The organism is Allobosea thiooxidans (assembly GCF_900168195.1).
GTDB classification, from domain to species: Bacteria; Pseudomonadota; Alphaproteobacteria; order Rhizobiales; family Beijerinckiaceae; genus Allobosea; species Allobosea thiooxidans.
The window spans coordinates 63,571-87,993 of sequence record NZ_FUYX01000005.1; the positions used below are offsets into that span (position 1 = coordinate 63,571).

At 67.4% G+C, this 24,423-nt stretch carries 22 protein-coding genes; 10 read left to right on the plus strand and 12 right to left on the minus strand.

All coding sequences use genetic code 11. The annotated features are described in order from the left end of the window. Window positions 1-70: 70 nt before the first annotated feature. The 6 genes from B5Y19_RS10800 to B5Y19_RS10825 all read right to left on the minus strand — a co-directional run bounded on the left by B5Y19_RS10800 (window position 71) and on the right by B5Y19_RS10825 (window position 5,150). A complete protein-coding gene (locus tag B5Y19_RS10800) occupies window positions 71-1,024 on the minus strand; it encodes a ring-cleaving dioxygenase (RefSeq protein WP_176168609.1) in 954 nt (317 codons plus the stop codon). Window positions 1,025-1,185: 161 nt separating this feature from the next. Then, window positions 1,186-1,968 (minus strand): DJ-1/PfpI family protein, encoded by a 783-nt coding sequence (locus B5Y19_RS10805; RefSeq protein WP_055729642.1) that lies wholly within the window; start codon window positions 1,966-1,968, stop codon window positions 1,186-1,188. Between the two features lie 62 nt (window positions 1,969-2,030). Continuing rightward, complete coding sequence (locus tag B5Y19_RS10810) at window positions 2,031-2,798, minus strand: anti-sigma factor family protein (RefSeq protein ID WP_055729641.1); 768 nt, start codon at window positions 2,796-2,798, stop codon at window positions 2,031-2,033. Continuing rightward, window positions 2,795-3,310, minus strand: a complete 516-nt coding sequence (locus tag B5Y19_RS10815; protein WP_055729640.1) for an RNA polymerase sigma factor — start codon at window positions 3,308-3,310, stop codon at window positions 2,795-2,797. The genes B5Y19_RS10810 and B5Y19_RS10815 overlap by 4 nt, the downstream gene beginning before the upstream one ends. Before the next feature lies 1 nt (window position 3,311). After that, window positions 3,312-3,698 carry a DUF305 domain-containing protein gene (locus B5Y19_RS10820; RefSeq protein WP_176168610.1) on the minus strand — a complete coding sequence of 129 codons (387 nt, stop codon included), beginning with the start codon at window positions 3,696-3,698 and terminating at the stop codon, window positions 3,312-3,314. Window positions 3,699-3,764: 66 nt separating this feature from the next. Next, window positions 3,765-5,150 (minus strand): beta-propeller fold lactonase family protein, encoded by a 1,386-nt coding sequence (locus B5Y19_RS10825; protein ID WP_055729639.1) that lies wholly within the window; start codon window positions 5,148-5,150, stop codon window positions 3,765-3,767. 514 nt (window positions 5,151-5,664) lie between these two features. Here B5Y19_RS10825 and B5Y19_RS10830 point away from each other — a divergent pair. The 4 genes from B5Y19_RS10830 (at window position 5,665) to B5Y19_RS10845 (ending at window position 10,763) form a co-directional block, all read left to right on the plus strand. Further along, window positions 5,665-7,296 carry a peptide ABC transporter substrate-binding protein gene (locus B5Y19_RS10830; RefSeq protein WP_079591468.1) on the plus strand — a complete coding sequence of 544 codons (1,632 nt, stop codon included), beginning with the start codon at window positions 5,665-5,667 and terminating at the stop codon, window positions 7,294-7,296. 142 nt (window positions 7,297-7,438) lie between these two features. Further along, on the plus strand, window positions 7,439-8,365 hold the full coding sequence (locus B5Y19_RS10835) for an ABC transporter permease (protein ID WP_055729637.1): 927 nt from the start codon (window positions 7,439-7,441) through the stop codon (window positions 8,363-8,365). Continuing rightward, window positions 8,358-9,269: an ABC transporter permease gene (locus B5Y19_RS10840; protein ID WP_079591469.1), complete on the plus strand. Its 912-nt coding sequence runs from the start codon at window positions 8,358-8,360 to the stop codon at window positions 9,267-9,269. The genes B5Y19_RS10835 and B5Y19_RS10840 overlap by 8 nt, the downstream gene beginning before the upstream one ends. A gap of 48 nt (window positions 9,270-9,317) precedes the next feature. Then, window positions 9,318-10,763 (plus strand): S41 family peptidase, encoded by a 1,446-nt coding sequence (locus tag B5Y19_RS10845; RefSeq protein WP_055729635.1) that lies wholly within the window; start codon window positions 9,318-9,320, stop codon window positions 10,761-10,763. A 75-nt stretch (window positions 10,764-10,838) separates the two neighbouring features. Here the strand turns inward: B5Y19_RS10845 and B5Y19_RS10850 are convergent, their stop codons facing one another. Continuing rightward, window positions 10,839-11,720: a LysR substrate-binding domain-containing protein gene (locus B5Y19_RS10850; RefSeq protein ID WP_055729634.1), complete on the minus strand. Its 882-nt coding sequence runs from the start codon at window positions 11,718-11,720 to the stop codon at window positions 10,839-10,841. A 185-nt stretch (window positions 11,721-11,905) separates the two neighbouring features. Here B5Y19_RS10850 and B5Y19_RS25655 point away from each other — a divergent pair, with 185 nt between their 5' ends. The 4 genes from B5Y19_RS25655 to B5Y19_RS10865 are packed head-to-tail and all read left to right on the plus strand — an operon-like array spanning window position 11,906 to window position 15,865. After that, complete coding sequence (locus B5Y19_RS25655; protein WP_055729711.1) at window positions 11,906-13,195, plus strand: TolB-like translocation protein; 1,290 nt, start codon at window positions 11,906-11,908, stop codon at window positions 13,193-13,195. 18 nt (window positions 13,196-13,213) lie between these two features. After that, complete coding sequence (locus B5Y19_RS25660) at window positions 13,214-14,131, plus strand: glutamate/aspartate ABC transporter substrate-binding protein (protein ID WP_055729633.1); 918 nt, start codon at window positions 13,214-13,216, stop codon at window positions 14,129-14,131. A 46-nt stretch (window positions 14,132-14,177) separates the two neighbouring features. Further along, entirely contained in the window at window positions 14,178-15,143 is a 966-nt protein-coding gene (locus B5Y19_RS10860; RefSeq protein WP_079591470.1) for an ABC transporter permease subunit, read from the plus strand. After that, window positions 15,140-15,865, plus strand: a complete 726-nt coding sequence (locus B5Y19_RS10865; RefSeq protein ID WP_055729632.1) for an amino acid ABC transporter ATP-binding protein — start codon at window positions 15,140-15,142, stop codon at window positions 15,863-15,865. Before B5Y19_RS10860 ends, B5Y19_RS10865 begins: the two co-directional genes overlap by 4 nt. Window positions 15,866-15,883: 18 nt before the next feature. Here B5Y19_RS10865 and B5Y19_RS10870 read toward each other — a convergent pair whose 3' ends face one another. The 5 genes from B5Y19_RS10870 to B5Y19_RS10890 are packed head-to-tail and all read right to left on the minus strand — an operon-like array spanning window position 15,884 to window position 22,352. Continuing rightward, on the minus strand, window positions 15,884-18,070 hold the full coding sequence (locus tag B5Y19_RS10870) for a glycoside hydrolase (RefSeq protein ID WP_079591471.1): 2,187 nt from the start codon (window positions 18,068-18,070) through the stop codon (window positions 15,884-15,886). Between the two features lie 44 nt (window positions 18,071-18,114). Further along, window positions 18,115-18,798 (minus strand): class I SAM-dependent methyltransferase, encoded by a 684-nt coding sequence (locus B5Y19_RS10875; RefSeq protein WP_055729631.1) that lies wholly within the window; start codon window positions 18,796-18,798, stop codon window positions 18,115-18,117. Window positions 18,799-18,839: 41 nt separating this feature from the next. Further along, window positions 18,840-19,850 carry a glycosyltransferase family 2 protein gene (locus B5Y19_RS10880; RefSeq protein WP_055729630.1) on the minus strand — a complete coding sequence of 337 codons (1,011 nt, stop codon included), beginning with the start codon at window positions 19,848-19,850 and terminating at the stop codon, window positions 18,840-18,842. A 35-nt stretch (window positions 19,851-19,885) separates the two neighbouring features. Continuing rightward, window positions 19,886-21,004 carry a GNAT family N-acetyltransferase gene (locus B5Y19_RS10885; RefSeq protein WP_139384369.1) on the minus strand — a complete coding sequence of 373 codons (1,119 nt, stop codon included), beginning with the start codon at window positions 21,002-21,004 and terminating at the stop codon, window positions 19,886-19,888. Window positions 21,005-21,029: 25 nt separating this feature from the next. After that, on the minus strand, window positions 21,030-22,352 hold the full coding sequence (locus tag B5Y19_RS10890; RefSeq protein ID WP_055729628.1) for a lipopolysaccharide biosynthesis protein: 1,323 nt from the start codon (window positions 22,350-22,352) through the stop codon (window positions 21,030-21,032). Between the two features lie 195 nt (window positions 22,353-22,547). Between B5Y19_RS10890 and B5Y19_RS10895 the strand changes: the two genes are divergently transcribed. Beyond that, the gene (locus B5Y19_RS10895; RefSeq protein ID WP_055729627.1) at window positions 22,548-23,276 is read left to right on the plus strand and encodes a N5-glutamine methyltransferase family protein; all 729 of its coding nucleotides are present in this window, start codon (window positions 22,548-22,550) and stop codon (window positions 23,274-23,276) included. Then, entirely contained in the window at window positions 23,273-24,388 is a 1,116-nt protein-coding gene (locus tag B5Y19_RS10900; protein WP_055729626.1) for a GNAT family protein, read from the plus strand. The genes B5Y19_RS10895 and B5Y19_RS10900 overlap by 4 nt, the downstream gene beginning before the upstream one ends. Window positions 24,389-24,423: the final 35 nt, after the last annotated feature.

The window sequence follows — 24,423 nt, forward strand, 5'->3', positions numbered from 1 at the left end:
GCGGTGGAGCCGATCGACGGGCCGCTTTGCGGGCGCGGCGGTAAGCCGCGCGCCCGCTCCGGGTGCCGCCCTAGCCGAGCGGCTTGAGGTTGGCCTCGATCCGGGCGCGCTGCGGCTCGAGGAAGGGCGGCAGCGCCAGCCTTTCGCCGAGCTTGTCGAGCGCTTCGTCGACCGCGAAGCCGGGGCCGTCCGTCGCGATCTCGAACAGGTTGCCGCCCGGCTCGCGGAAATAGAGCGAGCGGAAATAGTAGCGCTCGACCTCGCCGCTGGAGGGAATCCGGCTCTCCGCCAGACGGCGCGCCCAGCCATGCATGCCTTCGAGGTCCGGCGTGCGGAAGGCGACGTGGTGGACGCCGCCGGCACCCTGCCGCGCCATGGGCAGGCCGGGCTGCACCGCGACGTGCAGTTCGGCCGCCGGGCCGCCTTCACCCATCGCGAAGACATGGATCTCGCCTTCACCGTCGGGCGAGGCGTAGCTGCGGTCGCGGCGCATGTTCATGACCCGCGTCAGCACGGCCTCGGTCGGGGCGAGCTGCGGCACGCTGATCGTGATCGGGCCGAGGCCGCGGATCTGGTGTTCGGCCGGGACAGGGCTGCCCGACCAGGCATGGGCCTCGCCGGCGCCGCCATCATCGACGAAGCGCAGCCGCTGGCCTTCCGGATCCTCGGCGTCGAACGAGGCCCTGCCGTCGAGCAGCGTGACGGCGCCCTTGGCGTGACCGCCGGCCGCGAGGCGCTCGTGCCACCAGTTCAGGCTGTTCTCGCCGGCGACGCGCAACGCGGTGCGCGAGATCGAGTGCGTGCCGCGCTTCTCCGGGGCCGCCGGCCAGTCGAAGAAGGTGACGTCCGTTCCCGGGCTCGCCTGTCCGTCGGCATAGAACAGATGATAGGCCGAAGTGTCGTCCTGGTTGACCGTCTTCTTGACGAGGCGCAGGCCGAGCGTGTCGGTGTAGAAGCGCTTGTTGCCGGGGGCATCGGCCGTGATGGCCGTCAGATGGTGGATGCCGGTGAGCTGCAGGGTCATGGGTTTCTCCTTTTCTCGCAATCTCACCGCCAGATGTCGGAAGCCCATGCTCCGTTTGTAGGAGATGGCCGTAGAACAGATTGTTCTGTCCATGGGAACAATGGCGGTCGCTGCCATGGGTTCCCGATTGCCACCGAAGGGGCGATCTCCGCACGGGCCCGTCAGCCCCGCAGCTTCGCGGCGGCGCGTTCCGAGGCTTCCCGCGCCATTGCAATGGCCTTGCTGCGCGCACGCAGGATGGCGCCGGTCGCATCGGGGCCGGCCTTGGCTGGGCTGCCGCCGACGAAAGGCGGCTGCGGGTCGTATTCGAGCGTGAGCTGCGTGCGCTTCGCCCATTCCTCGCCGCGCAGGCGCGCCGAGATCGTCAGGCCGAAATCGATGCCGGCGGTGACGCCGCCGCCGGTGATGAGATTGCCGTCTTCCACCACGCGCTCGTCCGAGCGCGTCGCGCCGAACAGCGGCAGCAATTCGCGCGTGTACCAGTGCGAGGTCGCGCGACGCCCCGTCAGCAAGCCCGCCGCGCCGAGCGCCAGCGAGCCGGTGCAGACGCTGGTGACGAAGCGGGCTCGGGCGCCCATCTCGCTCAGGAAGGCGAGCGTCTCGGAGTCGTCGAGCAGGGCGGTGGTGCCGGCGAGGCCACCGGGCACGAAGAGGACATCGACGTCCCGCGGGCATTCGGCGAAGGTTGTCGTCGGGGCGACCGAAATCCCGACATCGGTCGAAACCGGGTTCTTGTCCTTCCAGACCAGATGGGTCTTGCCCATGGTCAGGTTGAACACCGTCAGCGGGCCGGTCAGATCGAGCAGGATCATCTTCGGGTAGACGAGCATGGCGAAGCTCGGCGCCGGCCGCGCCGGATCGACGGGTTGAGCCGTCACGCGCTCGCCAGCGGCCAGCAGGAGCCCGGCGGCGCCCAGGCCGAGGGTTGCGTCTCTGCGGTTCATCGACTTTCTCCGGGATTGGCTGTCAGATGGGTCGTCGGCAGCTCCGTCGGCGGCTGCCCCCGTCATGGAGTTCCACTCAACTGCTCGGCCGCGCGTCTGACGGCCGGCGCGCCTGACGGTCCGAGCACCGCATAGCCGAGCTCGCCGGTGAACCAGAAATAGGCGACGAGATCGCCGTCCTGCCGCGATGCCAGGGCCGCCTTGCGCGGGCTGGCGAGCGTCTTCACATAGAGCGCGACCTGTCCCCCGGCCGGTTCGTCATAGACGAACATGCCGCCCGGGCCCTCGTCGCTCGCGAGCAGCCGTCCGCCGCGAAACACCAGGCCGAGCCCAGACAGGTCGGGTATGGCGACATCCTGCCTGAGGTGATGGGACATCATCCGCTTCAATGCGGCGGTCTGGGCCGCGGGGACTTCGACCGCGTCGCCGGCGCGCCCCGCGAAGGCACGGAACGCGACGACCGCATCGGTCATCTGGGGGCGTGCCGTCGGTGGTTCCGCTTTCTGCCGAGGGAGGGCCATGCCCAGCACGGCGCCAAGGGCGAAGATGCAGATGCCAGCGGCCAGCCGCCGGTGGAATGCGGCGGTCCGCGCCGTGCGCCGGCGCCGCACCTCGCTGAGCCGCAAGGAGGCGGGAATCGGCTCGGGGCGACGAAGCTGCGCCGCTGCCCGCAGGGCCTGGGCATCCGCCCGGAATTGCTCGGCGCGGCTTTGCAACGCCGGCTCGGATGCGAGGAAGGCCTCGACCTCCCGCTGGCGGGCCGGCGCGAGCCGTCCGTCGATGAAGGCCTGGATGTCGTCGTCGCCGATCGGGCGCGAGCCGGGCGTCATTTCAGCCTCCGTAGCCGGGTGACGTTGCCGCCCTCGAGCTCGGTCCGCAGGCGCTCGCGGGCGCGGCTCAGGCGCGACATCACGGTTCCGATCGGCACTTCGGTCACCTTGGCGACCTCCTCATAGGTCATGTCTTCCATCGCCACGAGCTCCAGCGCGACGCGCTGATCCTGCGGCAACCGTGCCAGCGCCGAGAGCGCATCGCCGAGATGCAGCCCCTGCGCCGGATCGCCGGACGGGTCGGGATGGTCCGCGCCGTCTTCGTCGGTGAAGCGGGCGAGGTCGCGCTGGCGCCCGCGCCCCCTGGTGCGGTGGAAATTGAACAGGATCTGGAACAGCCAGGCCCTGACGCTCTCCGGTCTGCGCAGCTGCCGCCAGCGCGAGAGCGCCTGCAGCAGCGTGTCCTGCACCAGCTCGTCGGCATCGTCCGGGTTGCGCGCGAGCGAGCGTGCGAACCGTCGCAATGCCGGGATCTGGGCCTCGATCTCGAGGTCGGACACGCTGCCGAACATGTCACGGTCCCCGGTTGCCGCTCAGCGAGGGGTAGTCGTCGCCGCCGCGGCGCAAGGCCTCGAGGCGTCCGCGCATGCCCTGCATCTCCGTCTGCTGCCCGGCGAGGATGGCCTCGGCGATCTCGCGCACGATCGGGTCACGCCCGTCGCGCAATATCAGCCTAGCCATTTCGACCGCTCCCCAATGATGGGGGACCATCATGGCGAGGAAGTCGATGTCGGGGTCTCCGGACGGCGGGTCGGCGTGCATGTCCCGCATCATCTTCTCCATGCCGACATGCATGTCGCTGAGATAGGCATCATAGCCCTTCGGCGCAGTGGCCGCCGCAGCCGCGGCTTTGTCAGGCGAAGGCGGCATCGCCCCGCCATGATGGGAATGATCGTGCACCGGCACGGCTCCTCCGGCGACTCGGGCCAACATGGCGTCCAGAGAAAATCTCATCTTCCCCTCCCGTCACGCCGTCTCGCTGCGCGCGCCGGGGCGCACATAGACCAGGTTGATCGACTTCTTGTTGCGCAGCTTGCCGGATGGCAGGTCGAGCGTGCCGAGCGGGATCTGCCTGATGAAGCGCGGCTGCATGGGATCGCTGACATCGAACGCGCTACAGACGGTCTGTCCGGCATGGGGCGCGCCGGGCAGCTCGTCGAGCTCATGGGCGACATAGAGCTTGGTGTTGGAGGGATCGGTCCAGATGCCGTGCGCCTCGCGGCCATGGCTGAAGAAGTGGCCGACGACGCGCCGCTTCCCGACCGGCGCCGAGCGGTCGATGATGGCGATCCGGCTGGAGGTCCGGCCCTCCGGCCCATCATCGTCGACCCGGGCGAAAGTGGCGTAGGCCACGCTGCCGCGCGCGTTCCTGACGAACTCGACATGGTTGGGCCGGGCCTTGTCGCCCAGAGGCACGTGGTCGAGCAGCCGGTGCTCGGCGCTAGCTTCATAGACCGAGAGGCAATCCGCCAGCTTCTGGGAAACCCAGAACTCGCGCCCGTCCGGTGTGATCTTGACGAAGGGCGCGAAGCCGAAGCGGTCCTGCGCGGTGGTGTCGATCGTCGTCTTGCGCTCGGTCGTCGAGAAGCCCTGCGCGTCGTATTTGACGTCGTAGACCTCGATCCGGGGCAGCTTCTGCGAGATCAGGAAGGCAGTCTCGCCGCCGGCCGAGAACCAGACCATCGCCGGGCCGGGCAGGACGGGCATGAACCTGCGGATCGCCGCGCCGCGCGGCAGTTCGCCGGAGGATTCGGCCTTGGCGCGCTGCACGTCGATCACGGCGATCTTGCTCTCGCCGCGCAGCGCGACCCAGACTTCCTTGCCGTTGCGGGTGAAGGTCGGCTCATGCGGCTCGCGCCCGACCAGGATGCCGGAGGTCAGGATATCCGGCGATGTCGTCGCGCCGGCCTGTGGGTTCGGCTGATTGCCGATAACCTTCAGCTTGGCCGTGTCGACGAGATAGAGGTTGCTCGTGCCGCGGCCGGCCGTCGCGAACATGCTGGAATCCGGCGACGGCACGCAGCCATGGATCGAGATCGCGCCGTGATAGAGCGGCTTCTGCACCATTTCGCCATGGGTCGGGGTGACGTTGCCCGTCACGAAGCGGAAGGGAGGGCGCGGATCCTCGTCGAAGCTGGTCAGATTGACCGTCGGCAGGAGTTCGTCCGTCACCGGATCGATCACGCTCAGCGTGTTGGAATCCTCGTTGGTCAGGAAGACGCGGTCACCGGTGCGCGGCCCCGTTTCCGCGGATTTGCCCTGCGCCCTGGCGATCGTCGGGCTCAACGCGACCGCCGCGGCTCCCTGAAGCACTGTGCGACGGCTTGGCGCGATCGGATTTCTGCTGGACATGCCCTGCTCCTCGTTGAGCAGGTGAGATGCGTCGCGGCACCGATTATTCCGCCGCCGGTCGAGGCCTCACGCTTCCGTGATCGCCTGCGGTCCACCTATCGGGCTCGCTAGCTGCCGCGCCGTTCGGTGCAGGGCGGCGGCCGGACAAGCCCAAGCATATATCATTTCTGCATAGGGATGTTCTGTAAAAGAATTTTCCGTATTTCCGCCAAGCCCTATCTTTCGGCTGCCCATTCGACGCTCTGCGCCGGACGGCTCCGGGCGGCGTGCCGCTCCAAGATCAGAAGCATCAGCGGCACCATGGATCGTCGGCGAAGCAGATCATCAGGGAGAATGCTCGGACCCGGCCGAACACGCCGGCCCCTGCCGACTGGTCGCTGCCATTCCGACAAGACCGCGCGATGCATCCTCGCGGCGCAAGGCCGTCTCCGATGAGCGCGGCTGCCGTCGACCGGAGCTTGTGGGGGCAGTGGCTCGGTGCCGCGCCACAGGTTCGAACTCCTGGGAGGACAACATGAAGCAAAACCGTTTCTCGCTCGGCGTCGCCGCGCTGCCATTTGCGGTGGCTTGCGGGGCCCTCGTCGCGAGCATCGCGCCCGGCCAGGCCCAGGCGCCGCAGCCGGGCTGGGTCACCGTTTCGGCCTGCACGCCGGCAGGGCCGCTGATTCCGACCAACACGACCGAGAGCTGTGGCTCCGACGTGCTGCAGCCGATTCTCGCCGGGCTGGTGACGACGGATGCGAAGACCGGCGCGATCATCGAGGATGTCGCGGAGTCGATCACCACATCCGACAACAAGACCTGGACGATCAAGCTCCGGAAGGGGCGCAAGTTCCACGACGGGACCGAGGTCCTGGCGAAGAACTTCGTCGATGCCTGGAACTGGGCGGCCTATGGCCCCAACGGCCAGTCGAACAATGACTGGTTCTCCGTCATCGTCGGCTATGGCGACCTCAATCCGAAGGCGCCGAAGGGCGAGAAGCCGCCGGCTCCGGCGACCAACCGGATGACCGGACTCAAGGTCGTCAACGACCACGAATTCCAGGTCGAGCTGAGCAACCCGGTGCCCGTCTTCAGGGCCCAGCTCAGCTACAAGGCCTTCTACCCGATGCCGGATTCCTTCTTCGCCGACCCCGCGGCGTTCGGCCGGAAGCCGATCGGCGCCGGGCCGTTCCAATTCGTCTCCGGCGCGCCGGATTCCGGCTACAAGCTGGCGGCTTTCGCCGATTATGCGGGGCCGGCCAAGCCCTCGATCAAGGGGATCGACCTCAGGATCTATACGAGCCGCGAGGCGGCCTATAACGACCTGGTCGCGGGCAATCTCGACCTGCTGCGCGACATCCCCGCCTCGAAGCTCGTCGGCGATCTCTGGAAGCGCGACCTGCGCGGGCGCGCCGTCACCCAGCCGCGCGCGAACATCCAGGCACTCGGCATGCCCTATACCGACGCCAATCCCCAATTGCTGAAGCCGGCGATCCGGCAGGCGCTGTCGATGGCGATCGACCGCAAGGCGATCGTCGACATTCTCTTCAACGGCATCGGCCAGCCCGCCACCGGCTGGGTGCCGCCGGGCACCGAAGGCTACCAGCCGGGAGCCTGCGGCGAATATTGCAGCTTCAACCCCGAGAAGGCCAAGGCGCTGCTGGCGCAGGCCGGCGGCTACAAGGGCGAGATCAAGCTCTACTATGCCGGCGACAGCGAGGTGAAGTCCGCGATGGATGCCGTCTGCAACAGCATCCAGAACACGCTTTCCATCACCTGCGTGACTTCGGCGCTCTCCGACAACGCGACGTTCCGCTCCTACACCCGCTCCGGCAAGGTCGACGGTCTGTTCCCGTCGAACTGGACGATGGACTACCCCTCGATCGACAATGCCCTGATCCCGCTCTACTCGAAGGCGGGAACCTCCAACCGGGGCGCCTATGAAAGCGCAGCCTTCGATGCGCTGCTCGACAAGGCCGCGAAGGAGGAGACGTCCGCCGCGATCAAGACCTATCAGGAGGCCGAGCGCCTTCTGACGGCGGAGATGCCGCGCGTGCCGCTCTGGAACCCGGCCATGACCGTCGGCCATTCGCCGAAGGTGCGCTCCGTCACGCTCTATGCGAACGGCCGCATCGACTATTCGGCGCTGTCGCTGAAGGACTGACGCGAACATCCGCTATCGCAGCGGACCGTAGAGTGGGTTCCACTCCTCGGAAAATGTCCGCTGCGATGACAATTGCCGAGGTCGCCGCCACCGCGTCCGCCGCGGCGTGCGGCGATCCAAGCCGAGACATGCGAGCGAGGACATGACGGGCTATATCCTGCGCCGGCTCCTGCAGTTCATCCCGGTGTTCCTAGGGACGACCTTCGTCGTGTTCTTCCTGGCCTGGGGCATGCCGGGGGACCCGCTCGCGGGCAAATGCGGCGACCGGGAATGCCCGGACGCCTTCGTCGCCGCGGCGACCGAGGAGTTCAAGCTCGATCGCCCGCTGATCGTCCGCTACGGCTACTATCTCGCCGATCTCGGTCGTGGCGATCTCGGCCGCTCCTTCACCGGGCGCGACGTCTCGGAACAGCTCGTCGCGGCCTTTCCCGCGACGGTCCGCCTGGCGTTGCTGGCGGTACTGATCGAGGTGCTGCTCGGCGTCACCATCGGGGTCGTCGCGGCCCTGCGGCCGGGCAAGGCCTTCGACACCACGACCATGATGGTGGGGCTGGGGATCATCGCCTTTCCCAGCTTCGTCATCGCCAATCTGGCGCAGCTCGTCTTCGGGGTGCGGCTCGGCTGGTTCCCGGTGACGGTGAGCGATCCGACCAGCTTCGCCGAGCTCCTTTTGCCGGCGATCGTCCTGGCGCTGGCGCACCAGGTCACGCTCTCCCGCCTGACGCGGTCGGCCGTGATCGAAACCATGCAAAGCGACTATATCCGCACGGCCCGGGCCAAGGGGCTCGGCGAGGCGCGCATCGTCGCGGTGCATGCCCTGCGCAACAGCCTGATTCCGGCCGTGACCTATGTCGGCAAGGATATCGGCGGCCTGCTCGCCGGGGCCGTCGTGGTCGAGGGCGTCTTCAACATCAGCGGCGTCGGCGGGCTGATCGTCCAGTCGATCCGCAGCCATGACGGCATCACCATCGTCGGCGCCGTCACGGTGGTCGTCGTCGCCTATCTGTTCATCAATCTCCTGGTCGACCTCTCCTACGCCGTCCTGGACCCACGGATCCGCTATGACTGATCTCATTCAGGCCACGTCGCCCGCCCCCGAGGCCGGCGCCGGGCCGCGCCGCCGCAGCCGCTCCCTCACCGGCGAGGCGATGGCACAGCTCGGCCGTTCGCCGCTCGTCTGGATCGCGCTGGCGATCCTCGTCGTCCTGGCTGCGATGGCGATCGCGCCGGGCCTCTTCACGAAGGTCGATCCGCAGCGCTGCATCCTGCTGAACTCGCGCAAGCCGCCCGCTTACGGAAGCTGGTTCGGCTTCGACATTCAGGGCTGCGACGTCTTCGCTCGCACGGTTCACGGTGCCCGTGCGTCCTTGTCCGTGGCGCTGCTGGCGACGATCGGGAGCACGCTCATCGGCGGCGTGCTGGGCCTCGTCGCCGGCTTCAAGGGCGGCGCTATCGACGCCGTCATCTCGCGTGTCACCGATGTGGTCCTCGGCCTGCCGACCCTACTTGGCGCGATCGTCATCCTCGCCACGCTGGGCAGCTCCGGCAACGGCGTGCTGCGCCTGGCGCTGGTGCTCTCCGTGCTCGGCTGGGCGACGGAAGCGCGATTGATGCGCGCCTCGGTGCTGCAGACGCGGGAGGCCGACTACGTCCATGCCGCGCGCGCCGCCGGCGCCAGCAGCATCCGGATCGCACTCCGCCACGTGCTGCCGAATTCGGTCGCCCCGCTGCTCGTCCTCGCGACGCTCTCGCTCGGCGGCTATGTCGGGACGGAGGCGACCCTGTCCTATCTCGGGCTGGGGCTGCAGCCGCCGGTGGTGTCGTGGGGCACTGCGATCAGCGACGCACAGCCCTATCTCGCCAGTGCGCCGCACATGCTGCTCTTCCCGAGCCTGGTGCTGACCGTGACCGTGCTGGCGCTGGTGCTGCTCGGCGAAGCCGTCCGGCGCGCCTTCGATCCCCGTTCGCGCTGATCCCGTCCGGCAGCGCTGCGATACCGACCGTCGAGGTAGTTGGCTCTGATGAATTCCTTCGCATCCTTCCTGGACAATCACCTATTCGACGGCGGCTCTTCCGACGTGTTCGTCACGCGGCAGCAGGCCCAGGCCGATCTCGAGGCCCTGCGCGACATCATTCGGGACCGTCATTCCTATGTGGCGGCGGTGGCCTATCCCTACGAGCGGGCCATCGGGGCGATGATCGGGCAGCTCCCCGAGCAGGTCTCGGTTCGCAATCTCGCGCTTCAGATCCAGAAGCTCGTTCAGCATCTCGGGGATTCGCACGCTCAGGTCGTCGACTGGATGCAGGGCCTGCCGGGCGGCTGCAGCCCCTTCGCGATCGGTGTCGAGAACAACCTGGCCTTCGCTTATGACCCGGCGACGCGGCGCCTGCTCGATGCGGCGCATCCTTTCGTCAGCTCCATCGACGGCCTGCCGTTCTTTCGGTGGCTCGAGAGAGCCGGCGACATCACGAGCGGCCCCTACGCCTCGCGCTCGCAGCGCCTCGCGCGCAGCCTGAGGCTGCTTCGCCATGTCGGCTATCTGCGCCGGGAGCTCGGGCTGCCGGACGATCCGGGCATCACCTTGGAGCTCTGCGACGCCGCCAACCGCTCGTCCCGGACGATGACGGTCCCGATCGCGGAGACGCAGGACCTGTCCGACCCGCTGCTGCCGCTGTCGAACGAAAGCGGCGTGCGGCCGGGAAACATCGGCTATCTGCGCATCTATTCCCAGAGCGACAGCGCACTCGCTGCGCGCATCGACGCGCTGATGGCGCCACTGCGCGAGACGGACGCCCTGATCGTCGATGCGCGGCAATGCGGCGGCGGGACGCGCGAATGCCTCTCGGCGCTCTTCCCCTATTTCATGATGCCCGAGGACGGCCCCTACATCCACAATGTCGCAAGGCTGCGGGCACCGGCCGATATGTCGCAGGACATGCTGATCGACCTGCTCAAGGTCGATGACAAGGCGATGTTCTTCCGCACGGACCCGAGCCTGCCTGCCGACGAGAAGGCGGCGCTGGAGGCGCTTCTGGCCGGCTTCCATCCGCAATGGCAGGTGCCCGAGGGAGACTTCACCGACTGGTATTTCGGCGTGCTGCGCGCCGTTCCCGGCAAGCCGCACTACGACCGGCCGGTCTATGTGCTGATGGACTGGGGCGCAGGCAGCGCGGGCGATATCTTCCTCTCGACCTTCAAGGGCTGGCGGAACGTCACGCTCGTCGGCTCGGCGAGCAATGGGCGCAGCGGCAACAGCATTCCCTTCCCCCTGCCGAACAGCGGCATCCGGGTGCGGCTCTCGACGATGGCGTCCTTCCAGAAAAGCGGCGAGATGTATGATGGTTTCGGTATCGCGCCCGACCTGGTCATGGAGGCGCGGATGTCGGATTGGCTCGGCGAGACCGACACGATCCTCGACCGCGTCACGACGATGGCGCGAAGCGGCAAGCCGGGAGCGGCGGGGTAGGGGGAGCGATCCCACCGGTGACCGGGCGGTCCTCCGGGCCCTCCGCTTCGTTCCGGGCAGGGAAGCGGTTCGCCCTCAGGACGAACCCAGCATCTCGGAAAACGCCTTCGTCAGCATCGACGGCGCCATCGTGATCGATTGCGCCAGCAGCACCTCGACCGGGATCGGCGGGTTCAGATCCTTGATCGCGAACTGGCCTGCGAAGGTGTTCGCGACGTAGGGATTGACGACGCCGATACCGACGCCGGCCGCGACCAGCGCGCAGATGGTGATCGACGAGTTGGTCTCCACGGCGACGTCCTCGGGATAGCCGCCTACGGCCAGAAGCTCGCGCATGCGGATGACGATGTTGTCGGAGTCGTTGAGCAGGATCAGCCTGAAGCGCTGGAGCATGTCGAGCTCGACCGAAGGCAGGCGGGCGAGCTCATGCTCGTGCGGGACGATGCAGACCGCCCTGGACCGGGTGATCGTCGAGCACTGAAACAGCGCAGTGTCCATCGTCCCGGTGGTGAGGGCGATATCGACCAGCTCCTGGCGCAGATGCTCCTCGAGCTGAGGCGTCGCCTCCGTCTGCAGGTTGATGAAGGTGCCGGGAAAGCGCTGCATGAAGCGGTCGATCACCTTCGGCAAGAGGCCTGTGGCGAGCGTCGGCGTGCTGCCGATGCGTAGTACCCCGGCGCCGGATTTCCTGAGGATGCCGACCACGGTTTCGATCTTCTCGAGACCTTCGAAATGCTTGCGGACCGACTGGTAGAGATGGCGCCCCTCGCGCGTCGGCCGCAGCCGCCCGTGATGGAGCTCGAAGAGCTGCAGCCCGGCGGCCTGCTGCAGGTCGGCGAGCTTACGGCTGATCGAGGGCTGGGTCGTGTTGAGCGCGATCGCGGCCTTGGTCGTCGTGCCGGTTTCCATGACCGTCTTGAAGACCTGGATCTGCTGAAAATTCAGCGGCCTGCCCATGAAACTGCTCCCAGATGCCGGCACCTGCGCTGGGATATATCATTTATGCATACAGGTGTTCCGAGAAAGAATTTTTTCGCATTCCCCCGGAGCCCTAATTTCGGCGCCTGTTCCTCGCCGTCTCCCGGCCGGAACCGCTCAGGGCAGCGTTCCGCCCGGATATGTCGAAAGCGCAAGTGGCGGCGATGCATAATCTGGTTCAACCGATCACGCGAACCTGCCCGATCTCCCGGATCGGCAACGGCGTCGGCCATCACTTCTTCGGCTATTACGACAAGACCAATTGGGGCGCCGGCGACCGCCTCCTGCTCGGCCACCGCGTCGCTGCGCGCGATTTCGAGCTGGTCGCCGATAGCGCGGCCGAGGTCGGCTATTTCGACCTGGCGGGCGATGGCGCCTTCCACCCTTGCGGCCGGACGACCGCCTGGAACTGGCAGATGGGCAGCCAGCTGCAATGGCTGGACGCCACGCGCAGCGAGCGGCTGATCTACAATGTCCGCACCGATGGAGGCCGCGGGCTCTATCCCGGCTTCGGGTCGGTCGTCTTCGATCTCACCACCGGCGCCTCGCGCGAGCTCGACACGCCGATCTATGTCGCCGCTCCGAATGGCCGCTACGCGCTGGCCGTCGACTACGAGCGGCTCTACATCACCCACAGGACCATCGGCTATGTCGGTCTTGCCGGGCCGCGCGCCGACCTGCCGCTCTGCCCGGCCGATGACGGCATCCACCATCTCGACCTCGAGACCGGAGAGACCAGGCTGCTCGTCAGCTATGCCGACCTCAAGGCGCTGGATCACCGCCCGTCGATGGACAAGGCGATCCACTGGGTCAGCCATATCGAGATCAACCCGTCCTCCAGCCGCATCCTCTTCCTGCATCGTTGGACCGAGCGCGTCGAGGACGAGACCTGCTTCCTGCACCGGCTGATCACCATGGACCCCGACGGCGGCAACATTCGCCTGCTGGAGTGCTCGGACCATCCGCTGCCGCAGCTGCAGGAGAATTTCGATCCGAGCGCCGTCGGCACCTTCGACTACGAGAAGTCGGAATACCAGATCTCCCACCCGCTCTGGCGCGACGACCGCCACATCATCGTCTGGGGCCCGCATGCCGGGTCGATCCATTATCATCTCTATGCCGATGCGGACCCGGTTCAGGTGTCGGTTGTCGGCCGTGAGGTGCTGACCGAGAACGGCCACATGACCTATTCGCCGGCCGATCAGCGCTGGCTTCTCAGCGACACCTATCCGGACCCCGTCAGCAACGAGCGGATCCTGATCCTCTACGACGCGCTCAGGGGCGTCCGCTACGACATCGGCAGCTACTACACCGACCCCGCGCTGACCAAGGAAAACCGCTGCGATCTCCATCCGCGCTGGAGCCATGACGGCCGCCGCGTCTGCATTGACTCGATGCATGAGCACGAGCGGCAAATGTACGCGATCGACGTCTCGTCGATCGTCGGTGCATAGCGAGGGAGGACCACTGACATGAGAACGACGCTATCGACTTGCGTAAGCGCTGCCGCAGCTGCGGTCGCGTTGCTGCTGGCGCCGATGGCCGCTTTCGGCCAGGGCGCGCCGCTGGAGGGCACGCTGAAGAAGATCGCGGACGACGGCGTCGTGGTGATCGGCTATCGCGAGGCCTCGATCCCGTTTTCCTATTACGACGACGCCAAGATGCCGGTCGGCTATTCGATGGACCTGACCGCGCTGATCCTGGAGCGGATCAAGACGAAGCTCGGCAAGCCCGACCTCCAGATCCGCAAGCTGCCGATCACCTCGCAGAACCGGATCTCGCTGCTGCAGAATGGCACCATCGATTTCGAATGCACGACGACGACGCACAACGCCTCGCGCGAGCAGCAGGTCGACTTCTCCAACACCTTCTTCGCCATCGGCACGCGCCTGCTCGCGCGCAAGAGCACCGGCATCAAGGACTTCCCCGATCTCAAGGGCCAGAACGTCGTCGTCGGCGCCGGCACGACCTCCGAGATCCTGCTGCGCAAGATGAATGCCGAGCAGGGCATGGGCATGAACATCATCAGCGCCAAGGACCACAGCGAATCCTTCCTGATGCTGTCGACCGGCCGGGCCAAGGCGATGATGATGGACGACGCCCTGCTCGCCGGCGAGCGCGCCAAGGCCAAGGACGCCTCGGACTACGTCATCACCGGCACGGCGCAGTCGCGCGAGGCCTATGGCTGCATGATCCGCAAGGGCGATGCCCAGCTCAAGGCGCTGCTCGACCAGACGATCGCGGAGCTGCAGACCTCGGGCAAGGCCGTGACGATCTACGACAAGTGGTTCCGCTCACCGATCCCGCCGCGTGGGCTCAATCTCGACTTCGACCTGTCGGACGACATGAAGGCGCTCTTCGCCGCTCCGAACGACAAGGTCCTCAACTGACCTGAACAGGGGCGGGGATGCCCGCCCCGCCGCTAGGGAACGAACCATGGGCTACAATTGGAACTGGGGCGTCCTGTTGCAGCCCGTGGCGACCGGAGAGGGCGCGACCTATATCGGCTGGATCCTGCACGGCCTGATGCTTACCGCCGCGCTGACCTTCTCGGCCTGGCTGCTCGCGCTCCTCGTCGGCACCTGCTTCGGCATCCTGCGCGCCTGGCCGAGCCGGCTCTGCGACGCGATCGGCGCGACCTATGTCTCGCTCTTCCGCAACGTGCCGCTGATCGTGCAGTTCTTCATCTGGTTCTTCGTCGTGCCCGAGGTCCTGCCGACGGCGATCGGCGACTGGATCAAGAGCATCACGCCGAGCACCCAGGTCTTCGTCGTCTCCGTGCTGGCGCTCGGCTTCTTCACCGGCGCACGCATCTGCGAGCAGGTCCGTGCCGGCATCGCCGCTCTGCCGGACGGCCAGACCCAGGCCGCACATGCGCTCGGTCTCACGCTGCCGCAGGCCTTCCTTCTGGTCCGGGCCGTCCCGCTGGTGATGCTGCTGCTCTGGTTCTTCCTGATCGTGCCGCAGATCCTGCGCACCGTCTTCGGCCTCTCGCCGAGCGTCGACATCCGGCTGGTCTCGGCCATGGTCGCCTTCGTCCTGCTCGAATCGGCCTTCTTCGCCGAGATCATCCGCGCCGGCATCCTCGGCTTGTCGAAGGGGCAGTTCCACGCCGCCGCCGCGCTCGGCATGGGCCGCTATCAGGCGATGCGCTACATCATCCTGCCGCAGGCGTTCCGGGCGATGCTTCCGATCATGATGACGCAGTGCATCGTGATCTTCCAGGACACATCGCTGGTCTATGTGATCTCGCTCGGCGATTTCTTCCGCAACACGGTGAGCATCGGCGAGCGCGACGGCACCCTGGTCCCGATGCTTCTCCTCGCCGGCGCCGTCTACTGGGTCATCTGTTCCGGCCTGAGCGGGCTGGTCAGGGCCCTTCAGAAGAGGACGGCGACATGATCGAGCTGAAGAGCGTCTCGAAATGGTACCAGGACTTCCAGGCGCTCAAGGATTGCAGCGTCACGGTCGGGAAGGGCGAGGTCGTGATCTTCTGCGGCCCGTCGGGCTCCGGAAAATCGTCCCTGATCAAGCTGGTCAACGGGCTGGAGGATTTCCAGAGCGGCGACATTCTCTACAAGGGCAAGTCGATCCGCAGCCGTGACGTCAGGCTGCCCGAGCTGCGCCGGCGCATCGGCATGGTCTTCCAGCATTTCGAGCTGTTCCCGCATCTGTCGGTGCTGGGCAATCTGACGATCGCCCAGCAGAAGGTGCTGAAGCGGGACGCGGCCGAGGCCGAGCACAAGGCGATGGGCCTGCTCGACCGGGTCGGCCTGCGGGCGCATGCCGGCAAATATCCGAGCCAGCTCTCCGGCGGGCAGCAGCAGCGCGTCGCGATCGCCCGCTCGCTGTCGATGGATCCGGAGGTCATGCTCTTCGACGAGCCGACCTCGGCGCTCGACCCCGAGATGATCAACGAGGTGCTGGCGGTGATGGTCGAGCTGGCGCAGGAGGGCATGACCATGCTTTGCGTCACCCATGAGATGGGCTTCGCCCGGCAGGTCGCCGATCGCGTCGTGTTCATGGATGCCGGCTCGATCGTCGAGACCGGCGATTGCGCCGCGTTCTTCGTCGCTCCGCGATCGGAGCGCGCGCGGGACTTCCTCGGAAAGCTGCTGCGCTGACCGCGGCGCGCTGCCGCCTCAGTCCTTGAGCTCCAGCAGGAAATAGGTGGTCGGGCCGGTCGGCAGGTCGTTGCCGAGCCGGAACGCGACAGGGCCCGTGCCGCTGGCGGCGGCCGGCTTCACGGTGCCGTCGAGGCCGACGGGCGAAAGCCGCCACTGCCGGGCGCTCCTGCCGATCCGCAGGTCGACATGGCCCTTGCGGATGAGGACCGGCAGCCTGCCGAAATCCTCGATGACCCTCTGCTCGCGGTCCCGGAAGATCATGCCGGTATTGCGGGCGTCGGTGGCGTAGATCAGCAGGAAGCGGCTGCCGTTCGCCAGCGAGGCGGGCGCGTCGAGCGAGGCGAGCGCGACCAGTGCGTCTCCGTCGGCGCCCTCGACGGTCAGGGTCTTGAGGGTGGCCGGCAGGCTCGCGGCCGAGAAGGCGAGCGCTTCCGTCGCCGGCGTCGTCAGGCGCATCTGCCTGTCGCGCCGGTTCAGGAGGATCTCGCCGGTGTCGCTCTGGAACAGGCCGGCGGAAAGCTGGGTGAGGTTCCCGGTCGGGAGCAGGTCGTCCGCCTTCAGCTTCTCGACGATGGCGTCGGGCCGGTTCGCGTCGCGCGGCTGGCGCACGGCGATGCGCTCGCCGATGCTGTCCGCATCCTGGAGCCCGATCCTGCCGAGCAAGGCGAGCTCGGTCAGTCTCTCGGGCTCGCGCGCCTGCATGTCCGGGCCGAGATCCGCCTCGCCGCGCACCGCGAAGGGGATGGTGAGCCGCGAGGTCGCCACGTCGCCGCGCCTGAACAGCAGGGCGGACAGGGTTTCCCCGGCGCGGGCGATGGGATCGAGCGCGATCGCATAGGGCAGCATGGCGCGCTTGTGCGGATAGGGCTCGCCATAGGCGAGCGCGATCGGGCCATGCGCGTGCCGGCACAGCGCGTCCCAGCCCTGCAGCGCGGCATAGGCCGGGAACACCAGCCCGCCCTCGTAACGGTAGCGGTTCCAGAACAGGTGGTCGTATTCGCTGACGATGAAGGGCTTTCCGAGCCAGCGCGTCGCGGCGGCCATGCGCACGGAGTTGGCGGCGTCGCCGAGCGAGCTCTGCTGGGTGAGCTTGCTGCCGGGAGCGTAGCCGCTCGCCCAGTCGTGATAGGTGTTCATCGTCACGGCTTCGAGCCCGCGACGGCTGAGGGCGGTCTGCACCGTCGGCCAGTTGTTGTAGGTGCTGATGATGCCCTTGTAGCCCAGCGCGCGCAGGGCGGCGCTCATCTTCGCCACCGAGGCCGTTTCGAGTTCGACGAAGAAGGCCTGCAGGTCTCGCAGGCGCGGGCTGTCGGCATAGCGATCGGGCGGCAGCCGGATCGAGCCGTCTTCCAGCTTCTCGCTCCAGCCCAGCCCGCCCCAGGCCTTGGCCAGCTCTGCGCTCGAGGCGTAGCGCTGCGCCAGCCAACGGTTGAACGGCGCCGCGAACATCGGGTCATAGGGCGGCTTGCCGCGCCGGTCATGGACGACGCTTTCGAACTCGGCGCTATTCTCGTTGACGAGGATGACCAGCGCCAGTGCCTCGTCATGGATCGGCGCGGTACCGGTATAGGGATTGACACGGGCGAGGAATTTCTCGACGAGCGCCTTCCAGTGGGCGAAGGCCGCGTCGTCGAGATAGAGCGCGAGCTTGAGGTTTCCGGCAGGGTCCCAGCGCTCGTCGCGGCCGCCATAGGCTCCGTGCCAGGAGGTCATGCCGTCGATGATCCAGTGGATGCCGTTCCGCTTCAGCGCGGCGAGCAGGTAGTGGATGCGATCGAGCGTCTCCGGATCGAAATCGAAATCCTTCTGCCGGCCGATCATCAGCGAGGCGTCGATGAAGGTCAGCCTGGCGATGTTGTAGCCGTGGAGTGCGAGCTGCCGCGCATAGCGGTCGGCCCCGGCATGATCGGGGAAGCCGCCGGATGCCGGGCTCCAGGCGAGGGAGGCGCAGAACAGGCGGGCCGGTTCACCGGGAGCATCGGCAAAGGCGAGGCGCCCGTCCGGACGGACCGTGATCCGTTGGCTTGCGGCGGCACCCTTCTGCCCGATCGGCCGGTTGGGCAGGAAGCCCGAGAAGTCGAGCGGGCTGCCGGGGCGGATTTCCAGAGAGACCTCGCGCACGGGCAGCCATTCTTCGGCGGCGGCTGCGCCGGAGGCCGCGACGCCCAGCGTCGTGGCCAGGGCGGAAAGCAGGCTCTTCATGCCGATCCGGCCCGTTCCCGTGATCGCCGGATGCCGCCGCACCGTCACGGTCGCGAGGGCCCGTGCAGGATGTAGGACTTGGTCAGGCCCGCGACCTTCTCCCGGACCAGATTCGCCTCCGGCGCATAGGAGCGGAACTCCTTCAGCGTCAGAATCTGGATCTCCTCGAAATACTCACGGATGTGCTCCTCGGAGGGCTTGGAGAGGAAGCGCCAGGGGGACAGCCTGACGGCATGCCGGGCGATCGAGCGCGGCAGCCAGTGCAGGCCGGGGCAGAAGAAGTGCGGCTCGATCGGGAAGACGAAGGCCGGGGTCTGGATGAAATAATAATTCGAGACGCGGTTGATCTCGCGCACGAGATTGGCGCGCTTGGCGGGCGGCACGTGCTCGATGACCGAATTGCACACCGCCACGTCGAACGACTTGTCCTCGAAGGGGAGGCGGTCGCCGTCATAGACGATGACCTTGACGTGGCCGTAGGAGCCGGTGAACGAGCGCGCCTGCCCGTCGTCGCGGATATTGACCAGCGTCAGGTCCTTGGGCACGTCGATGGGATCGAGCTTTTCCCAGAAATGCCGCGAGCCGCCGACATCGCAGACCTTGAGCGAGGTGAAGTCGGGCAGGGCCTGGCGGAACAGGCCGCCGCGCTTCCTCCGGAAATGCTCCGACGAGGAATGCACGATGCGGTCCCAGAGCGAGACATTCTTCTCCGCAGTGTCGTCGGTCATGTGGGCGCTTCCCTGAGATTCTGTGGCCCGGCGGGCGGCGGCTAGGCGGCCGTTCTCGTCGGTTCGTGGATGATACGGCTTTCGATGCGCGCGGCAGGCGACTGCCGCCGCCGCAGGAAACCCAATGGCAGCGCGGTGGCGTGAAAGAACCAGGCGACGACGGTGTAGAGACCCATGCTGAGGCTGCCCTTGCGCAGGCTCATCAGCGCCACGATGCCGAGAAGCAGGGCGACGACCAGCCCGAAAGCGAGCCTCTTGTCGGGCATCACCAGTAGCAGCGCGATGGAGGCAGCCCACCAGAGATAGACGGCTGCCCAAAGCTTGAGCTCGGGCAGTTCGCGCAGGAGCAGGGGAAAGTAGGGGCGCCCCAGCGAGGCACGCAGGAGCTCGCCGACGCCGTAGAGATACTTGTTCTTCCAACGCCGCACCAGCAGCCGATAGGAGTTGAGCGTGTGGCCGAAATGCTGGACGAAGCGCCGGTCGAGCCGCTGCAGCTGCCACCCTGCGCTGCGCAGCCGGACGCCGAGGTCGAACTCCTCGTGACCATGCAGGTTCCGGTCGGAAAGATAGCCGGCTTGCTCGATGGCGCTGCGCCGGTAGAGACCGCCGCCATTCATCCGGTCGATCGGCCCGACCCGCGCTTCCGGGCCATCGCGCTGCACCCGGCGCGCATATTCGAGGCTGGAGACCAGCATCTCCTCGACATGGCCGGTGACGCCGGCGACCCTGGGGTTTTCCGCCAGGAACGCCAGGGCGGCGGCGAGGAAGCCGGGATCCAGCAGCATGTCGCCGTCGATCAGGCAGATATGGTCGCCGCGCGAATGCTGGAAGCCGAGCTGCGGCCCGATCCCGCAGCTCGGGCGGGCGGGCGGCACGAGCTGGGCGACCGTCACCGGATAGCGCGAGGCGATCTCGACGGTGCGGTCCGTCGAGCCGCTATCGGCGACGATGACCTCGCCCTGCCCGCCGGGAAGAGCGGCCAGGGCGCTCTCGATCGTCGCGGCGATGCGCTTCTCCTCGTTCAGGGTCTTGATGATGATGGAAACAGCCAAGGGGCCTCCGGTGTCGCTGCGCTCGGCGGGGGGGCTCAGAAATCGGTGAGCAGCCGGCTCCAGCTCTCCGATGCCAGCCCGCCGATATAGATGTCGTTACGGAGCGCGGCGTCCTTGATCTCGGCATGGCGCGTGACCATGCAGAAATAGCCGCGATGCTTGAAGAGCAGCCAGCGCTGCCGCAGCACTGCGTTCATCATGAAGGGCTGCGCGATCCCACTGGCCTGCGCATAGCCCTCGGCGTCCAGATGGAAGAACATCTGGCCGATCACCTCGAACTCGCGCCCCTCCTCGCAGAGAACGTTGAGGACCATGGCCTCCTGCCTGTTCCTGCCGAAGAACAGGAAGGTCCCGATCGCGCGGCCGCCATCGTCGACCACGTTCCGGAACTGCAGGGTGCCGAGGCCGCGGTTCAGCGCCGCGACGCTCAGGAGCCAATCGAATTCCGGCTTGGACCAGACCGGGCGGATCGCGAAGCGTTCCATCATCCGGCCGGCGCAACTGAAGACCTCCTCCGGGCTCGCCTCTACCACGCGGCAGCCGGATGCGGGGGCCGGGTGCAGGGACGAGCGTCGCCGGCGCAGCGCGCCATCGATCCAGCCGAGCGGATGGAGGACGCCGCGAGAGCGCAAGAGCGGAACGAGCCGACTGCCGGCAAGGGCCGCGGCCGAGAGCGGCCGGAACGAACGATGCCATTCGAGGCTCTGGACCGGCAGGACCACGCCGCCGCCGGCGACCCAGTGATCGGCGCTGACCGGCGAGGAGGTGTCCGAGAAGCACATGTCCTGCTTGGCCGCGCGCAAATGACGGGCGAGGTGGGCGGCGCCGGCCGCGCCCTCTTTCCCATCGGCCATGAAGGCGCAGAGAAGCTTGGCGATCACCGGCCGGCCATGGACCGCGATTTCCATCGGGACGGCAAGGATGGCGCTGCTGACCCCGCTGCCGTTGTCATAGACGATGCTGCCGTTTTCCGGCCGGTAATGGGGGCTGCCGAAGAAGACCGCCTCGAGATAGGGCGCGAGCTCGGGCGCGAGCTCGGTCTTGCCGCTCCGGAAGGTCTTGCTGAACAGCCGGGCCACGGTCGGGATGTCGCGGGGCGTCATCGGGCGCACGCCGCCGGGCCGACGCGGAGCCTCGGCGGGGCGCGCCGGCATGGGCGGCGTCGGATCGCAGTGCAGCTCAGCGTCCATGCGCCATTCCAGCTTCGAGTTCCTGCTCCTGGGCACGTTCCCGGTCGCGGCGCACGATCCTCAACAAGGCGCTCCACGCCGCGACCACCATGGCGATCTCGATCACGTAGAACGACACGAAGGTACCCGCCGGCGGCGCGTACCAGGTCGCGATCGCCGCCAGGGCCGCGCCGAACACGCTGCCGAGCCCCATCACTGCAGCGCGCGTCGGCTGATGGCCGGACGCCCCGAGAGCCTCCATCGCGACCGACCAGATCGCCAGCGGTATCACGACCCAGCACAGTATCCTGACGAAGGAAACCAGCGAAACATAGTCCTTGCCGAAGAGGAAGGGCAAAATCGGCGCGAGCACAAAAACGGCAATGGCCGCGGCGATGCTGATCAAGGTGGCCGCGACGAGGACCTTGCGCACTCGCGGCATGGCGTGCTGCAGGCCCTCGATGGTCGCCCTGGCCGAGCCGGGGTAGACCAGACGATTGAGCGCTTCGACCGACAGATAGCTGCTCTCCAGCATGCGGCGCGCGACGCTGTAGCTCGCGACGATCTCGGGCGTGGCGGTGAGGCTGAGCACGAGCAGGTCGGCGTTCTGGCGCACGGCCCGCAGGATGAAGGGCACGCTGAAATACAGGCCGAGCGGCAGTTCTTCGCGCACCAGGCGGTATTCCGGCCGGCCAAGCGCCCTCAGCGCGCGCCAGCAGACGATGGCGACCAGCACATGGCAGGCGAACTGCCAGACCGCCCAGGTGGCGAGGCTGGATACGCCGAAGGCGAGGCAGGCGAGGCCCGCGGCGAGGGTCCGCGCCACGGCGAAACCGACCACCACGGTGTTTGCCGCGGGGAAATCGGAATGGGCGAGGAAGATCTGCTCCGCCAGCACGATGACGCGCACCAGCACGATGTTGGTGACGAGCATCAGCGTGATCACGGCGACATTCGTGGCCGGATCGGGCGCCAGCGTGAAGAAGAACGGCAGCAGGGCGGCGCCGACCAGGACCAGAACGAGGCCGCTCGCCGCGGTCAGGATGATGTTGTGGCCGAGCATGGCGGGGTAGATCGCGCGATCGCGCGCGACGCGGCGGACGAGGCATTCCATCGCGCCCAGGCCGCACATATGGACAGCGATGTTCGAGATCGCAGTGATGGCGACGAATAGGCTGAATTCGTGCACGCCGAGGAAGCGGGCGAGGATGGCGAAGGTCAGGAGCTGCGCGGCAGAGCTGACGATGAGGCTCCCGCCCGAGGCGGCATAGGACATCAGCATCGGAAGCAGTGCTCCGCGGCCGCCCGATCCTCTTGCGTTACCCGAAGCCATTCTCTCCTGCCTTCGACCCCGATCGAAAGGGGGTTGCCCCGGTGGACCTATCATCGACAGGATGTCGATAGCAGGCAAAAATAAGGCTGCAGTTAACACCGACCTGCCCTATGGCGAGGCCGGATTTCAGCAGGCGTTTACCCGGGCGGAATAACCTGCCCCACATCAATGGCGTCCAGTGGTGGAAGGAACCCCATGCCGAGCAGAGTGGATGATCTCGCAGGCGGTGGCGGGCCCCGCATGCAGCGCTTCATGAATGTCGAGCTGGAGCTCGCCCCCGACGTTCTCGTGCCGCGGCAGGAAACCGAGCTGCTCGGCACCAGAGCCGTCGCGATCCTGCGCGCCGGCCCGCCGGAGCCGGTGGTGGTCGACATGTGCTGCGGCTCCGGCAACCTCGCCGTGGCGATCGCGGCGGCGATCCCTTCCGCCCGCGTCTGGGGGGCGGACCTCACCGACAGCACCGTGGCGCTCGCCCGCCGCAATGCCGAGCGCCTGGCGGTTCAGGGCCGCGTCGCCATCCGGCAGGGCGACCTGTTCGGCGCATTGGAAGGCGAGGGGCTCACGGGCGCCGTGGACGTGATCGTCTGCAATCCACCCTATATCTCGACCGGCCGCCTGGAGGGCGATAGCGCGCATCTGCTCGAGGCCGAACCGCGCGAGGCCTTCGATGGCGGGCCCTATGGCATCTCGATCCATCAGCGGGTGATCCGCGATGCAGCCGACTTCCTGAAGCCGGGGGGCTGGCTGCTGTTCGAATTCGGCGAAAGGCAGGATCGCCAGGTGGCCGCGCTGTTCGCTCGGGCGAAGGCCTATGAGCCGGTGAGCTTTGCCGCAAACGAGGCCGGAACGCCGCGGGTCGCTCTCGCTCGCAAGCTCGGGGCCGTGGCACCGAACCCCGTTGACACGGCAGGTCGTCCGGAATGAGCGATATCCGTCCGCTGACGGCTGCCGAAATCCCGGCGGTCGCGGGGCTGTTCCAAAGGGCTTTCCGGGACCGCGACAAGGCTCCCCCGGCGGCGCTCACGGCCTATCTGCGTCAGCACTATCTCGAGGCGCCGGGCTACGACCCGGAGATCGCCCCGCTGGTTCACGTTGCCGATGACGGCGAGGTGTCTGGCTTCATCGGCGTCAATGCGCTGCCGATGAGCCATGGCGACCGCAAATTGCGGGCCGCGGTCTGCGGCTCGCTTGTGGTCGAGCGCCGGGACAGCGACCCCATGGCCGGAGCGAGGCTGCTCAAGGCCTTCCTGGCCGGGCCGCAGGATCTCTCCTTCAGCGAGACCTCGAGCGAAGTCTCCGCACAGATGTGGAGCAAGCTGCGCGGCGTAGCGCTGCCGCAATACAGCCTCGACTGGGTCCGCGTCATCCGGCCGTCCGCCTTCGTGCTCGCGCTCGCATCACGCCGGATCGGCGCGGTGCGGCTACTGGCCCCGCTCGGGCGGGGGCTGGACCGCTATCTCCGTGGGCGGATGCCTGAAAACGCATTGCGCTGGTCGGGCATACCGGAGAGGTGGAGCGTCAAGGGAGGCCTCAAGGTCGCCGAGATCGACCGGGCGGGCTTCGCGGCGCTGATCGAACCGCTGACGCGGCAATTCGCGCTGCGGCCGGACTGGAGCGACGAGCAGCTCGCCTACATCGTCGGCGAAGCTGCCGAGGATCGGAGCCAGGGCGAGGCGGTCTTCGCATCTGTCTCGACCGCCGGCGGGAAGCCGATCGGCGCTTTCCTCTATCACCTCCGCCCGGGGGGGATAGCGCGGGTCATGCAGGTGCTCGCCGCATCGGGACAGGCCGGGCCGGTCATCGATTGCCTGATCGGGCATGCGGCCGAGCGCGACGCGGCGGGTCTGTTCGGCCGGACGCAGCCCGCCCTGCTCGATGGGCTGCTGGGGCGGCGCATGGCCTTCCTCCACCTCGCCTCGACCGTGGTGCATTCGCGCGAGCCGGAGCTGGTGAACGCCAGCCTCAATGCCGAGGGCTTCTTCAACGGGCTGGCCGGTGAAAGCTGGAGCAGGCTGATCGGCGGGCGCTTCGATTAGGAGCGCCGCGCCGTCGTTGCGTGATCGCGCCGGCC